The 12,615-nt window shown below is 39.0% G+C and carries 15 protein-coding genes; 10 read left to right on the forward strand and 5 right to left on the reverse strand.

Annotated elements, in window-relative coordinates; all coding sequences use genetic code 11:
- Complete coding sequence (locus NGC85_RS01120) at nucleotides 1-2,118, reverse strand: DUF4357 domain-containing protein (protein ID WP_254804574.1); 2,118 nt, start codon at nucleotides 2,116-2,118, stop codon at nucleotides 1-3.
- A 237-nt stretch (nucleotides 2,119-2,355) separates the two neighbouring features.
- Here NGC85_RS01120 and NGC85_RS01125 point away from each other — a divergent pair, with 237 nt between their 5' ends.
- Complete coding sequence (locus NGC85_RS01125; protein ID WP_005052395.1) at nucleotides 2,356-2,739, forward strand: hypothetical protein; 384 nt, start codon at nucleotides 2,356-2,358, stop codon at nucleotides 2,737-2,739.
- A gap of 63 nt (nucleotides 2,740-2,802) precedes the next feature.
- On the opposite strand, the gene NGC85_RS01130 is transcribed toward NGC85_RS01125, so the two are convergent.
- The 4 genes from NGC85_RS01130 to NGC85_RS01145 are packed head-to-tail and all read right to left on the reverse strand — an operon-like array spanning nucleotide 2,803 to nucleotide 4,964.
- Nucleotides 2,803-3,435, reverse strand: coding sequence for a hypothetical protein (locus tag NGC85_RS01130; protein ID WP_254804575.1), 633 nt, complete (start codon nucleotides 3,433-3,435; stop codon nucleotides 2,803-2,805).
- An 18-nt stretch (nucleotides 3,436-3,453) separates the two neighbouring features.
- A complete protein-coding gene (locus NGC85_RS01135; RefSeq protein ID WP_254804576.1) occupies nucleotides 3,454-4,053 on the reverse strand; it encodes a hypothetical protein in 600 nt (199 codons plus the stop codon).
- A 51-nt stretch (nucleotides 4,054-4,104) separates the two neighbouring features.
- The gene (locus NGC85_RS01140) at nucleotides 4,105-4,518 is read right to left on the reverse strand and encodes a hypothetical protein (protein WP_254804577.1); all 414 of its coding nucleotides are present in this window, start codon (nucleotides 4,516-4,518) and stop codon (nucleotides 4,105-4,107) included.
- A 17-nt stretch (nucleotides 4,519-4,535) separates the two neighbouring features.
- Nucleotides 4,536-4,964 carry a hypothetical protein gene (locus NGC85_RS01145; RefSeq protein ID WP_254804578.1) on the reverse strand — a complete coding sequence of 143 codons (429 nt, stop codon included), beginning with the start codon at nucleotides 4,962-4,964 and terminating at the stop codon, nucleotides 4,536-4,538.
- Between the two features lie 677 nt (nucleotides 4,965-5,641).
- Here NGC85_RS01145 and NGC85_RS01150 point away from each other — a divergent pair.
- The 9 genes from NGC85_RS01150 to NGC85_RS01190 all read left to right on the forward strand — a co-directional run bounded on the left by NGC85_RS01150 (nucleotide 5,642) and on the right by NGC85_RS01190 (nucleotide 12,536).
- A complete protein-coding gene (locus NGC85_RS01150) occupies nucleotides 5,642-5,875 on the forward strand; it encodes a hypothetical protein (RefSeq protein ID WP_254804579.1) in 234 nt (77 codons plus the stop codon).
- Nucleotides 5,876-5,913: 38 nt separating this feature from the next.
- Nucleotides 5,914-6,951: a DUF932 domain-containing protein gene (locus NGC85_RS01155; protein WP_254804580.1), complete on the forward strand. Its 1,038-nt coding sequence runs from the start codon at nucleotides 5,914-5,916 to the stop codon at nucleotides 6,949-6,951.
- 203 nt (nucleotides 6,952-7,154) lie between these two features.
- The gene (locus NGC85_RS01160) at nucleotides 7,155-7,427 is read left to right on the forward strand and encodes a hypothetical protein (RefSeq protein WP_005053260.1); all 273 of its coding nucleotides are present in this window, start codon (nucleotides 7,155-7,157) and stop codon (nucleotides 7,425-7,427) included.
- Between the two features lie 136 nt (nucleotides 7,428-7,563).
- Nucleotides 7,564-8,685 (forward strand): YqaJ viral recombinase family protein, encoded by a 1,122-nt coding sequence (locus tag NGC85_RS01165; protein ID WP_254804581.1) that lies wholly within the window; start codon nucleotides 7,564-7,566, stop codon nucleotides 8,683-8,685.
- Between the two features lie 251 nt (nucleotides 8,686-8,936).
- Complete coding sequence (locus tag NGC85_RS01170) at nucleotides 8,937-9,839, forward strand: hydrolase or metal-binding protein (RefSeq protein WP_254804582.1); 903 nt, start codon at nucleotides 8,937-8,939, stop codon at nucleotides 9,837-9,839.
- 88 nt (nucleotides 9,840-9,927) lie between these two features.
- Nucleotides 9,928-10,158, forward strand: a complete 231-nt coding sequence (locus tag NGC85_RS01175) for an AlpA family transcriptional regulator (RefSeq protein ID WP_254804583.1) — start codon at nucleotides 9,928-9,930, stop codon at nucleotides 10,156-10,158.
- Nucleotides 10,159-10,307: 149 nt separating this feature from the next.
- Nucleotides 10,308-11,408, forward strand: a complete 1,101-nt coding sequence (locus NGC85_RS01180; protein WP_254804584.1) for a hypothetical protein — start codon at nucleotides 10,308-10,310, stop codon at nucleotides 11,406-11,408.
- A complete protein-coding gene (locus NGC85_RS01185) occupies nucleotides 11,405-11,848 on the forward strand; it encodes a hypothetical protein (RefSeq protein ID WP_254804585.1) in 444 nt (147 codons plus the stop codon). Before NGC85_RS01180 ends, NGC85_RS01185 begins: the two co-directional genes overlap by 4 nt.
- Nucleotides 11,835-12,536 (forward strand): hypothetical protein, encoded by a 702-nt coding sequence (locus tag NGC85_RS01190; protein WP_254804586.1) that lies wholly within the window; start codon nucleotides 11,835-11,837, stop codon nucleotides 12,534-12,536. The genes NGC85_RS01185 and NGC85_RS01190 overlap by 14 nt, the downstream gene beginning before the upstream one ends.
- Nucleotides 12,537-12,615 lie beyond the last annotated feature (79 nt).

The raw sequence follows: 12,615 nt of genomic DNA on the forward strand, positions 1-12,615 counted from the left end.
CTAAGCATTTTCATTTTGACCTGTGACTTTTTGGTCTTTAGGTAGATTTTCTTGCCATGCAGCATAGCTTATAGATGTTCCTTGTATGCGCCATGAATTACGCCCATTATCTGTACGTCCCAATACTGTTGCAGATGCTGCACTAGGACTATTAAAGTCAATATCTTTAGTAAATAAAAAATGAGATTTATCATCAGACATTATGAGTAAACCTTTTTGAAGTAGCTCCTCCCGTAAGGTCATGTAAGAATGGGGTTGTCCTGTCCAATCTAATTTTGCCTGTGAACCTTCTTGAACGGTGAATACAGTACCATTTTCAAATGCAACTGCGCTAAGACCGTGTTTAGCGCTTTCTAGTTCAAAGTAAGTAAGAGATGATAGTCCAAGTTCATGTAGTCTCGCTTCTGCTAACTCAGTTTTGCTTTTACGATCTTGTAATTTCCAATGAGTTTCAAATGCCTGCAACATATCATTTTGCCGCTTTTGCATGACAGTAGTTGACCATTCTGAATGTTGCAGTACTTGCGTTGTTAGAGCAAAACTACTGACTCCACCTCTAGTAAAATATGTTGTTTTTTTCCATGTGAAATCACGGTTGCTGGCTGAGCTATTTTTACGGCGACTTAATAAAGCTAGATTACCAAGTCGATGTACCCATTCTTGATATATCGACTTATCTGGTACCCATTGGCTCCATTGGCTATTTGGTGCTGGTTGTTGAGGCATAACATGTTCAACAGACACAACATCATATTGATAAGATGCACTTCCATCTGATAGAAGGTGGTCTAATCTTAAAAGTAAAAGTGCTAATGCTCGAGGTGCATGGGTATCATACAGAGCTCCATTTAGCATGGAGTACGTATCGTATTGTTCAGGTAGAGTTAATTGGAGGGGCGATTTGATATCGGTTAGATCAGCATTTTGCTCAATTGATTTTGTAAGCGATGAGAAACGTTCAATACGATCATTAACACCTACTTTGCGTACAAGCATTGAAAAAGCTAAGCGTTCCATGTCACTAAAGAATGATTTAATCATATCGGGTTCTTCCCGATACTTTGCTAAATAAACAAGCGATGGTGGTACCCAATCTTTGAATTCTAAACGATTCAACCAATGTAGATGCTTGTTTACTTGTTCAGCATGTTTGTTACTTACGTAATCTGCACCATTAATTTGGCTGAAAGCCAGAGCCATAGGTAAGAGAACACTATCTATAAAAGTTTGTGGATCACTAAAAAGTGTTACATGGTCTTTGAATTCTTTAAGTAAAGTTCCTTGAGGTTTGGCTTTACGATAAACCATACGAATATGGCTAAATAATTCACCAAATGCATGTCGTCCCAGGTTTTCTTCTTCTTCTTCCCATTTATTTGTATAAATCTCTCGTAATGAGGGATTAATGCCACCAATTGCTTCTGCCTTAAGAATATCAGTTGCGCTCAAATCCATTCCGCGGCTATTCATAACACCAAAGATGCGATATGCCGAATCAAGATCAGGAGTGGCTACTGTGACTAAGTAGCAACGAGTGATGATGAATTGAACAAGTTTGACTAGTTCAGGCTGTGACAATTGACTTAATCTTTCCACAAATATTTGTGCGTTCGCTTTTAAGCGAGCTTGTGCGTCAGGTAGAGGACTATTGTGTTCAAGTAAATTTATTAGACTTTTTTCATGCTGTACATGTTGGCGGAAAAAATCACGGTCTCTATCACGTAAAGACAAACGATAGCGTGCTTGAGTATTAGATACCACATCACCATGTTCATAGATACGCTTTGTTATCCCAGCCTGAACGTCAGGGTTTTCTACTACAGCACGAACAGCAGATAGTAATAAGGTTAGTGTTGTCAAACGTTGTTGACCATCAACTACAGTTGCTTCTGGCGAGTTTTCAGCTTTGATTAGTACAATACTACCCAAAAAGTAGGGAGCAGCCTTACTTATATCTGAAGTGGTTAATGATAATGCCCCTAACAAATCATCTAAAAGTTCTTGGGCTTGCTCTTTGCCCCATGAATAAGGTCTTTGATAACCAGGTATTGTAAATACATAATCGTCACTAAAAATTTTCGCCAAAGATTGTTCTTTTGCTGTTAGAGAATGTGTCATTGGTTTCCCTTAATTTATTTACTTTTAGATCTTAAAAACAATCTTAGGTTTGATCTTTATTGCCATAAAAGTCTGTAGCACAGTTTAAAAGAAAGAAGAATTTCACTTTAAACGCTCCTTGCAACTATTTGATTATTAATATATATCATTAAAGTATCATATGCTAATCGTAGTGGAGAATTTTAGTATCGATATGGATAGTTGTTATAATTCAAAAAATATAAATGGTATTCGATAATGGCCACAGATATTCCTGTTGTATATGATGATGAGACTGCAACCCAAGTGCCTACTGTTTGGAGAGAGACACTTATTAGAATTGTGGAAGCCTTTAAAAATAATGATTTATCAGCTATTAGTCGTATTGAAGGTGTTCAAAATATTGAATTAGAAAATCTTCAAGAGATTGCAGAAAATATCACTGATTATGGTGAAACTTTGGTGAGTTTGCCTGATGAAACTTGGGTAACTTCACAAGCATTATGGATGGGATTTTGTTGGGATGTCATTCTTGATTTGTTTACAGAACGAGAAGGGCGTAGCGATTTAATTCTGTCTATCAGGGTATTTGAAACAGATGGCGTATTTGAGTACTCAATTCAAGACATTTACGTACCTTAAAATCATTACGATGATTGAAATGTAATACAGAGAAGTACGACAAGCCAGTACTTCTCTTACTGATTACTGTCCATTCATATCAAAAGTATATTCACCCTTGGCTGTACTTAAAGTGACTTCACGAACTTGACTGGCATCACAGCGAATAATGATTTCAGCAACAGTGCCGTACTGCATATTCTTGTAATTTTCACCACCACCTACAGGGCAATTGCCTCGATTGACTTTCACCGACGTGATTGCCGTACTCGTATCATTGAGCGAGATCACTTCAAGTCGATTAATAATGGTTGCCGCATAATGTGCTGTAGCATCAGGCAACGGCTTTGCGGTGAGTCGAATTTCAAATTGTTCATTAGCTGAGTCAGTTGGTTGGGCTGCTTGTTCGACCACAGCTTGTTCAGTTTCTTGAAGTTCACTAATAAAAGCACGAATCTCGTCTAGATCACCAGCACCTGTTTTGAGCATTTCATAATAGGCATTGGCTAATTTCAGTTGCACAGGCTGTAGATTTGGATTGTCTTTATACTCTGCCAGTTCATCCATTAATTGTTGACGATCGGCATCAATCTGAGCTGTTTCACTTGCAGTTAGAGTATTTTCAGCTGAATTTTGGTTGGATTGAGATGCATTGTTCTTGTTACAGCCGAATAATACGATTGAGCTGCACATTAAAATCAGTAAACGTGTTTTCATGATTAATTCCTGTATCAGCTATTCTTCAACAATTGGCGTGTAAGCCAATTTGCCACGCGTGGTGTAAAGATCAACCTGCTGAATTTGTTCTGAGGTACAGTGGTTGAGTACTAGATCGAAGACTGCACCGTAGTACATCAATTTTGGAAACTTCACTGTATTTGGTTCAATTCGCTGAATGGTGCATTCGCCATGATTCATTTCAACTTTGTCGATCACGTCTTCAACTTCAGAAACGACTCTTAAGCGAGTGGTATTGTTGGCTGTACTGGCGATGACTTTAAAAATTGGATATGAATCTACAGGTCGGAATTTCACTTCAACGGATTCGCCAGGTCGAAGTCTCTTCTTAAGTTGTGGTGGGGGAATGGCAATATTATTCGCGCCTGTATAAATACTGTCTGGGTCATATTGATCATGAGCAATCGCAGCAGCTTCTGCTTTTTGCTCTTTGGCTGCATCCAAAGGCCAGTCGGGTTGATTGCTACTTTCTTGTGTTTTCAGTTCTGATAAATCAGTGTTGGCGATATCGCTTGCAGCAGCAGATTCTTCAACAGGCTTTTTATTACATGCAGTGAGGCTAGCTATAATTACAGCCGCGAGTATGAGTCTCTTCATGGCGTGGAGTCCTATTAAATCAATAATGGCGGTATCAAGTCGGAGGGCTGATTACTGTGTTGATTGCATACGCTGAACGTACTTCAGTACAGTTAAGCCTTTGATGTACAGCCACCTGTCATTAAAATTCTCCGCATTGTAGTCAAAGATCTGATACGCCAAATCATCGATTTCTTGCAATTTAGGATCATGCAAATCTTTGCCTTCGATGATCAAGGCATTCAAATCACCACTGTAAATGTAATAGCGTAATGGATCGTCTTTCGGAATCACTTGCCACTGCTTACTGATTGCGACAAAGGCATTACAGTTTGGATTGTTGTCACAACGACGCACCGCTGGTGCAGTTGCAGGATCGTTGATCAGTGCCATGACTTGACTCATATCCGCATGACTTAAACTTGTAAATAGCGTACAACTTGCGACCGCAGTTCCTTGCAGCAAAGTTTTAATTGAATAATTCATAAATAGCTTCCTTTTTATTATTTGCTGTTTTGACCACGATCGATGTAATGAAGTACCGCGAGTCCTTTGACATACACCAGTCGATCAGCATCATTACGAGCTTTTTCATTAAAGACTTTTTCACCCGCTTCTAGAATCTGATAAGCACGATCTTGTTGCGGTGGGGCAAAGCCACGGCTTAAACCTTCACCGTCATTGTCTTCAATAAAGCTTATGAGTTGATAACCACTTAATTTGTAATTCTTGGGAATGACTTGCCATTGTTTAGACAGTGCATAAAAGGCGTTGCAATACACATCACCTTTACAACGTGTGACTTTGGGAGCACTGGCTGGATTGTTATAAAACTGATTCATGCTTTTCACATCAGCATGGCTCAGGCTAGACAATGATAGACAGGCTGCAACAGCACTGCATTTTATAAATGCGTGGATTCGATTGTTCATTCAAATGTATTCCTGATTCTTGTTGTTTATGATTTTTTAGAATGCGTACAGACTGAATTGCAGATAATTAGGCGTGGTCAGTTATCAACGATGCATATCCATCATTGAAGATTGGCAGTAGAGACATGCCCAAATAACAACAAAGCGGCTGTATGACGAAATGAATTTACCGAATCAAAAGATCGAGTCGATCAAAGGACGCGCCAGAATAAATAGGCAAGGGCGGGGAATACTGAGAAATAAAGAAAACAGTCATGATTGACTCCTTAGGTATTTAAGAAGTTCTACCAATTACTGCTAAATAATGGTGGCAGAACGAAAAGGGGTTAGCAGACTGAACCTAAGAATCAGCACACCCGAAGGTGTCCCCCTCCCGTTCTACCGCAGAGGGAGCACGAGGGTTCACACCAAAAGAACGAATCTTTTAGTGCACTTAGGATACGGTCTGCTAAAACCGACTGACGATGTAGGTCAGCAAGCTCATCATAATCATAACGATTTCATAGGTCAATTCGATTTGTCCTGCTGATTTGTACAACTCAGTAAAAAATGAACAGGCATACGATTCCAAATTATTTCAAATACATATTACGGAAATGAAGCAACGCCAAGCATTGAATTGATGATCTCAATCAAGGCGTTTTAAACATTCATTTCTTAAACATTGGAGAAACACCATGTCGTATTTGGACACAGAAGAAGAACCGTATAGCCCTCGCTTTAGAGAACCACAACCACTGCAACTCAGCCTTGCCAGCGCACCGACGACTTTGGCAGTGCTGGGTATGAACCTTGCCAAGTCCATCGGCTTTTCACCGATGCTCGGTGGCGTGGCAGGGGCTGCATTAGGTGGTGTGATTTTAGTACTGGCAGATCAAACCCGATCAAGCATCAGCACACATAAATACTGAGCAAGACATCATTCAAATCAGAATAAAGGATACATCTTATGGCACATTTAGTTGAAACAATGGCATTCGTTGGACAAACCCCTTGGCATGGTTTAGGCAATCAATTGACACCGAATCAACCTATAGAAGTTTGGGCACAGCAGGCAGGCATGGACTGGCGGATTGAATCTTCCGATGTCAGTTATATGGCGCAAAACCAACGCGGGCAAAACATGATTATGCCCTTTGAAGAACAGCGGGTACTTTATCGTTCTGATACCCATGTACCGTTATCAGTTGTGAGCCAACGCTTTCAGGAAGTACAACCGATGGAAATTTTACACTTCTATCGTGATCTGACTGAACAATCAGGCTTTGAGCTGGAAACCGCAGGGGTGCTCAAAGGTGGCAAGAAATTCTGGGCTTTGGCTAAAACAGGACAGACATCTGCCTTAAAAGGCAAAGATGTCAGCAATGGCTACATTCTTTTAGCAACAGCCTGTGATGGCACATTGGCAACGACAGCTCAATTTACCTCTATCCGTGTGGTGTGTAATAACACTTTAGCCATTGCCCTCAAAGGACAAAATACCAGTGCAGGTGTAGTTAAAGTTCCGCATAGCACCAAGTTCGATGCCGAGAAAGTCAAACAACAACTCGGTATTTCAGTCCGTGCATGGGATGAACACATGTATGAAATGAAGCAACTCAGTCAGCGTAAGGTGACACAACAGGAAGCCGCTGCTTATTTTGATGCTGTATTCAACAATACTAATCTGAGTATGGCTGAGCAGGATGAAAGCATCATCCAGTTTTACCGTAATGCCGCCATGCCAAATCAAACAAATTCATCCAAAACTGAACCGAATGGACGAGCCATGTCGAAAGTCATGACCATGTTTAACGGACATGGACGAGGTGCAGAACTGACTTCAGCCAAAGACACGGCCTATGGATTACTGTGCTCGATTACCGAGTTCTGTGACCATGAGCGTCGAGCGATGAGTACAGATCATCGTTTAGATTCTGCATGGTTTGGAGCGGGTGCAGCGATTAAACAACGAGGACTTGAGCAAGCCTTACGAATGGTCCGTTAGAAGTATTAGCCTAAGCCATCGTAAGCAGCCAATCGACCAAGTGACACTTTTCGCCACATCAAAACGGATGTGGTTATATATGTTAAAAATATGACTTAAGTTATTCATAGTTATAAATAAATATTAAAAATTGGTTGAAATAAAACCAATTATCTTTAATGATAACTATACTTCACTTGGTCATTCATTCTAGGAGGTAGATCATGATTGATGTGCAATATTCCGAAAATGTCTCGATTCAGCAATTAGCTGATAATGCGTTCCTATTAAAAATTAATGATGCAAAGGTCTATCAGTATTTATTGGTGCAATGTGGCACAACCTTTGGTTGGGAACGATCTATACAAAAGTCACAAAGCTTCTTTAATGGAGACATTGAATATCAAATAAATGTTTCCAATATTCCATTAGAAAACTTTGGTCGAGAGTTTTTTATGCTTGAACCTGAACTACTCAATAATATTGCTAAAAGTTAGTCTTAAATGAAAAGGGCATTAATCACATATTGATGCCCTGACATAGTCATTCACGCTTTCGCCACGTCTACCCCGACGTGGTTTTTTTATGCCCAAAATTTAACTTAACGATTTTAGCTATACAGGAACTTTTACAATGAATAGTCATACCCAAATTCAGAACACACTTAACCATCCACCCTTACAACCTTATCCCATCAAGATCGAGACAGAACATAAAGCTGAAGTCGGAACACGAACTAAGAAAACGCCAAAGAAAACCACTCAACTACCTTCAGCAAAACGTCTCGCCAACACTAAACAGTTGAATTACCAACAATGGTTGGAAGTTCGGAAACAGGGAATTGGCAGCAGTGATGCAGCCACCGCATGTGGACTCAATCCGTATATGTCGATGCTTGAACTGTGGATGATCAAGACAGGTCGAATACAACAAAACATTGAAGACGAAAGTGCAGGACACGCACCTTTATATTGGGGCAAGCAGTTGGAACCGTTGGTAGCGCAGTACTACAGCATGCACACTAACCACAAAGTCCGTCGCGTCAATGCCGTGTTGCAGCATCCTGATGAAGACAAACATTTTATGTTGGCTAATCTTGATTATGCCGTTGTGGGCAATGACGAAGTTCAAATCTTGGAATGCAAAACCGTAGGTGAATACGGCGCAAAGTTATGGCGAGATGGCGTACCGCTGTATGTTCTTTGCCAAGTACAACATCAACTGGCAGTCACAGGTAAACAGGCAGCACATATCTGTGCCTTGATCTGTGGACATGAAACCCGAATCTTTAAAGTGACGCGCAGTGAAACGGTGATCAAATACATCGTAGATGCTGAACGTTATTTCTGGGAATGTGTGGAAAAAGATGTACCGCCTGATGTGGATGCTTCGGAATCAGCAGCCAAAGCCTTACAACTGTTATATCCAGTTCATGTACCGCTGAGCAGTACGGATTTATCTAAAGACCAAAAAGCCAATCAAGACTTTGAGCAATTACTGCAACAACGTCATTTGATTGAGCAGCATCAAGCGAGCTTTGATCAACTGAAACATCAAATCCAAGCCAAGATGCAAGATGCTGAACGAGCAACTTTTAAAACAGGGTCAGTCACTTGGAAAAGATCAAAAGACTCGGTCAGCTTAGACAGTAAAGCTCTATTGCAACAGCATCCTGAGTTTTTACAACAGTTCCCGCAAAACAAGCAGGGCACACGGCGTTTTCAGATTTATGCAGATGATGATCAGTCCAAATAAATTAGCCTAAGCAGACGAACTCAACTGACCAAACATTTTCAACCTACTCAAGCCTATTTACCTACCCCACTCAATCCCCAATTCATCAAAAAAGCGCAAAACAGCCCCCGCTCCCTATAAGCACGTTGAAGAAACGTACCTATAGAGAGCAAATGGACTGCCTTGCGAGATTTATATGCATTTCAAAAAAAGATTGCTTCTTACTCATATGAAAGGGGCATCAGTCAAAAACTACCAAAGAGGATTTCAACATGATTAAAGGTCTAGCAATTACACCACCTGTACTTGGTCGTATCAGCATTGGCAAGATCGTGGAAAAGAATGGCAAACGCATCCCTGAAAAAGACGACCAATTTACCATCACCAGTCAGATTCAGAATAAGGATGGCTGGATTAAACATCCACTGGATGAACAGCTACGTGCCAAAGCACCCAATCAAAACCAAAAGCTTAGAACGATTCCAGTGCGTATGATCTTTAATGATCCTGAACTCAGCTTACGCGCTGAGTACAGCCTATTTGACCGACAAACAGGACGCTTAATCTGCTCAGGTAATGGCGAAACTTGTCAGCGCCTTGGACAAAACGGGGTTGAACAACATCCATGTCCATCACCTGACTTATGTCCACTGGCAAAAGGTGGGCTGTGCAAACCCTACGGCAGGCTTTACGTCAACTTAGATGAATCGGACGAGTTAGGAACCTTCATTTTTAGAACCACAGGTTTTAATAGCATTCGAACTTTGGCTGCACGATTGAGTTATTACCATGCGGCTTCAGGTGATTTACTATCATGTTTGCCTTTACAACTGACTTTAAGAGGAAAGAGCACAACACAAAGCTACCGTACCCCAATCTATTACGTGGATTTAACTTTACGGGATGGTATTAATTTGCAGGAAGCAATTACTTCAGCCAAACAGATAGATGAACAAAGCAAGGCGGCAGGATTTTATCAGGAGGCGTTGGATCATGTGGCAAGACAGGGCTATGGCAATGCCAGTTTTGAGGTGGGAGCAGAAGAAGGTTTGGATATCGTGGAGGAATTTTACACGGATGAATCCAAATCAGAAAGGCATCAGCAAACGCATGATCTGAAACATGTTCAGGATATTCAGAAAGGGTTGCAGCAGTCGGTGCAGGCTCTAAATTGATTGGAGGAAAGCCAAAAGTTTTTTCTTACAAAGCGCTCTATGATTTGAGCGAATTGCCGCTCGCATCAATGATTAGGAGAAAAACTTCATGAATGCGTTCAAAGGTCAAACTTTTCAGATGAATCAAATCATTAACATTAAGCATGTCGTTGAATTTACGGCGCTAAGCAAATCAAAAATCTATGAGATGATAAACAAGAAATCCAAATATTATGATCCGACATTTCCTCAACCTATACGTTTAACAGAAATGCGTATTGGTTGGTCTGCTTGGGAAATCCATCAATGGATTGAGTCTAAGATGGAAGAACGAGAGTAATGGGGCTTTGAAACTATCTTTAAAGTAGGGCTTTGGCTTCTAATTTGGAGATAGTTTATTTTTCGCATCTAGTATTTAGTCGAATTAAGCTATTTTTTTTTGTGAAAGTATATTAATTTAACAAAAGTTATATTTTAAAAAGTTGAAAAATGACAGCACAATTAGCTATTAAAATAGATGAAAACAATGAGCATCCACGTAGGAGTTTAGTAGATAAAATTAAATTTTGTGAGGGGCGACGGATAGATCTTGATATTGTTGAAGATATATTTGAAAGGGCTGGGGTTGATGTCGCTCATAGATGGGGGGCGCTAACTAGCGAAGCTATAAGATGTAGTGATACAAAAGCTTCACAAATAGAAGAAAAGATATCAACACTTTTAGAAAATCATATTCGCTATGATAATAAATTAATTATGGTTTTTAACCATCTTACTGACGATGATATTCACGAATTCATTAATGCTTTTATTAAAGTTTATAGTGACAGTACTTCTTTTGAGGGAACAGAATACACAGCAGACACTTGTCATGAAGTTACTGAGAACCTAATTCTCTATAACTTTAAAATAGTCCGTGAGGTTTCCGAACGTAAGGAGTTGACTATGAGTGACTTAGGTAATTTAGCAGAAGATGTATTGGGTCAGTACAGTCGAATAATAGGTTACCGCCCTGTAAAAATAACATGTTTTGATGCCTTGGCTATTGATATTAAAAATAAACGTTTAATTTTACAACTAGATCTCGGTAGTATTGTTTTGGCAAATGCCGTTGATAAGTTTTTCCAGAATTTAAGAGTAAGTATTAATAAGGCTTTTCGTAAATTGGGCGTCACTAATTGTCGTGTTCCAGAAAAAGCACAATTCTTGAATCTTTATACTACGCTTCAAAACTTTTATGATAATGAGGAAGGAGAGGTTACAAAAGCATCATTTTCTACCTCAAAAAATAATCATCATGAGACTTTAAGAGATAGAGCTCGTGATATTCGTAAAGCTGAATATCATCTTAGAGGTAAAGCTGCTGAAGAAGCCTTAGGAGGTAAAATTCGTCCATATCGGATAAGTAAGCGTTTTGAGCGAATTACCAATACATGGCCTCAAGTTTATACAGGTGTGCATTATCGTTATTTTAATAAAGCTATATCAGGGGAAAAGAGTTTATATGAAGCACATATTTTTGATATCAAATCTTATGATGATTATATATTCATCATCGATAAGATCTTAGTGAACAGAACAGTCACATGAAATCTTTATTAAGAGATAGCTATTTTCATCAAGTAATTGAAAGTCGGAAGTTCTCTGAATACTCTGATATAAAGTTAAGTTGTCTTTTTTTATTAGATTATTTAATTGTTGCTGGAAGAGATCTGGAGGTCACTTTTAGCTTTGATGAGCTGCGTGAGAAAGTGGATCGTAGTGTTAGTGATGAAGATTTTGTTTCGAGTGTTTTTTATTTGACACGAGAGGATATTGACATTCTTGAGCAAGGTTTCTCTGCGTGGAGAGAAGTAGAAGCAAGATATGTTCCAGTAAGATTTGATAAAGTAAACACCATGATTGAGTCAAATATTTTTTCACATCCCTTTACTGGTGAGGATTTAACTGAAGAACAGTTTTATGATGAGGTCATATCTTTTTTCGGTGTAACACAGAATTTTTTGGATCATAAAAATGACACGTATTAGTATGAAAGATCCTTTTGTGTTGCAGTTATATAAAATTCGAAATGTAAAAAAGTACGATGAATTTCTAGAGTTGCTCGAAGAAGTCTTGAATGAGGCTGCTGAGCGTATCTATTCTAGCCTTAATAAAAATTCTGTAGTTAGTACTTTTAAAGATTTATGCGAATCTGCTGAAAAAAATATTAAGGATGTTGATGAGTTAAAGAAACATATAGTTTTATTACAAAAAAAGTTAGAAGATGATATTTCTTGTAGGATAGTTGATCACCTTGATGCAAAAGGTTTTGTATCTTCACATGATCCGAATAATAAGGGTCACGTTGATATCTTAGTACAAAATCAGTCAAAAAAATTTAAATGGATCGGTGAAGCCAAATTGTACGATGGAAACAGATACCATCAAAAAGGCTTGTATCAGTTGATAAATGATTACTCAAGTGGAGGAAAATTTGAAAGTGGTGGTGTGCTCATTTATTTGAACAAGACACAGTATTCAGTTAAAGATGTGATGCAAAGTTGGGATGCTCATCTAAAAGAATTGGCAAAAGATCCAAATAATAGATTAGTAAATTTTGATTCAAAGTTTGATGAAGATACGAGTTCAATTTTTTATTCTCAGCATACTCATCATCGGTCAGGTGATCCTTACCGCATACGACATTGCTGTTTAGATATTCGTATTGATTTTTGATCTGTTTTTTGTTGATACGGTAAAAATAAAAACTATAAGTTGAGAACCTTGATCAAATTAGTGAGAATGTCACAGACTA

The sequence above is a fragment of the Acinetobacter sp. Z1 genome, from assembly GCF_024296945.1.
In the GTDB taxonomy this organism is placed as follows: Bacteria; Pseudomonadota; Gammaproteobacteria; order Pseudomonadales; family Moraxellaceae; genus Acinetobacter; species Acinetobacter beijerinckii.

What these genes read in the sequence shown, in the direction of transcription:
- NGC85_RS01120 (WP_254804574.1), bottom strand. Translation starts at nt 2,118, where the DNA reads ATGACACATTCTCTAACAGCAAAAGAACAATCTTTGGCGAAAATTTTT.
- NGC85_RS01125 (WP_005052395.1), top strand. Translation starts at nt 2,356, where the DNA reads ATGGCCACAGATATTCCTGTTGTATATGATGATGAGACTGCAACCCAA.
- NGC85_RS01130 (WP_254804575.1), bottom strand. Translation starts at nt 3,435, where the DNA reads ATGAAAACACGTTTACTGATTTTAATGTGCAGCTCAATCGTATTATTC.
- NGC85_RS01135 (WP_254804576.1), bottom strand. Translation starts at nt 4,053, where the DNA reads ATGAAGAGACTCATACTCGCGGCTGTAATTATAGCTAGCCTCACTGCA.
- NGC85_RS01140 (WP_254804577.1), bottom strand. Translation starts at nt 4,518, where the DNA reads ATGAATTATTCAATTAAAACTTTGCTGCAAGGAACTGCGGTCGCAAGT.
- NGC85_RS01145 (WP_254804578.1), bottom strand. Translation starts at nt 4,964, where the DNA reads ATGAACAATCGAATCCACGCATTTATAAAATGCAGTGCTGTTGCAGCC.
- NGC85_RS01150 (WP_254804579.1), top strand. Translation starts at nt 5,642, where the DNA reads ATGTCGTATTTGGACACAGAAGAAGAACCGTATAGCCCTCGCTTTAGA.
- NGC85_RS01155 (WP_254804580.1), top strand. Translation starts at nt 5,914, where the DNA reads ATGGCACATTTAGTTGAAACAATGGCATTCGTTGGACAAACCCCTTGG.
- NGC85_RS01160 (WP_005053260.1), top strand. Translation starts at nt 7,155, where the DNA reads ATGATTGATGTGCAATATTCCGAAAATGTCTCGATTCAGCAATTAGCT.
- NGC85_RS01165 (WP_254804581.1), top strand. Translation starts at nt 7,564, where the DNA reads ATGAATAGTCATACCCAAATTCAGAACACACTTAACCATCCACCCTTA.
- NGC85_RS01170 (WP_254804582.1), top strand. Translation starts at nt 8,937, where the DNA reads ATGATTAAAGGTCTAGCAATTACACCACCTGTACTTGGTCGTATCAGC.
- NGC85_RS01175 (WP_254804583.1), top strand. Translation starts at nt 9,928, where the DNA reads ATGAATGCGTTCAAAGGTCAAACTTTTCAGATGAATCAAATCATTAAC.
- NGC85_RS01180 (WP_254804584.1), top strand. Translation starts at nt 10,308, where the DNA reads ATGACAGCACAATTAGCTATTAAAATAGATGAAAACAATGAGCATCCA.
- NGC85_RS01185 (WP_254804585.1), top strand. Translation starts at nt 11,405, where the DNA reads ATGAAATCTTTATTAAGAGATAGCTATTTTCATCAAGTAATTGAAAGT.
- NGC85_RS01190 (WP_254804586.1), top strand. Translation starts at nt 11,835, where the DNA reads ATGACACGTATTAGTATGAAAGATCCTTTTGTGTTGCAGTTATATAAA.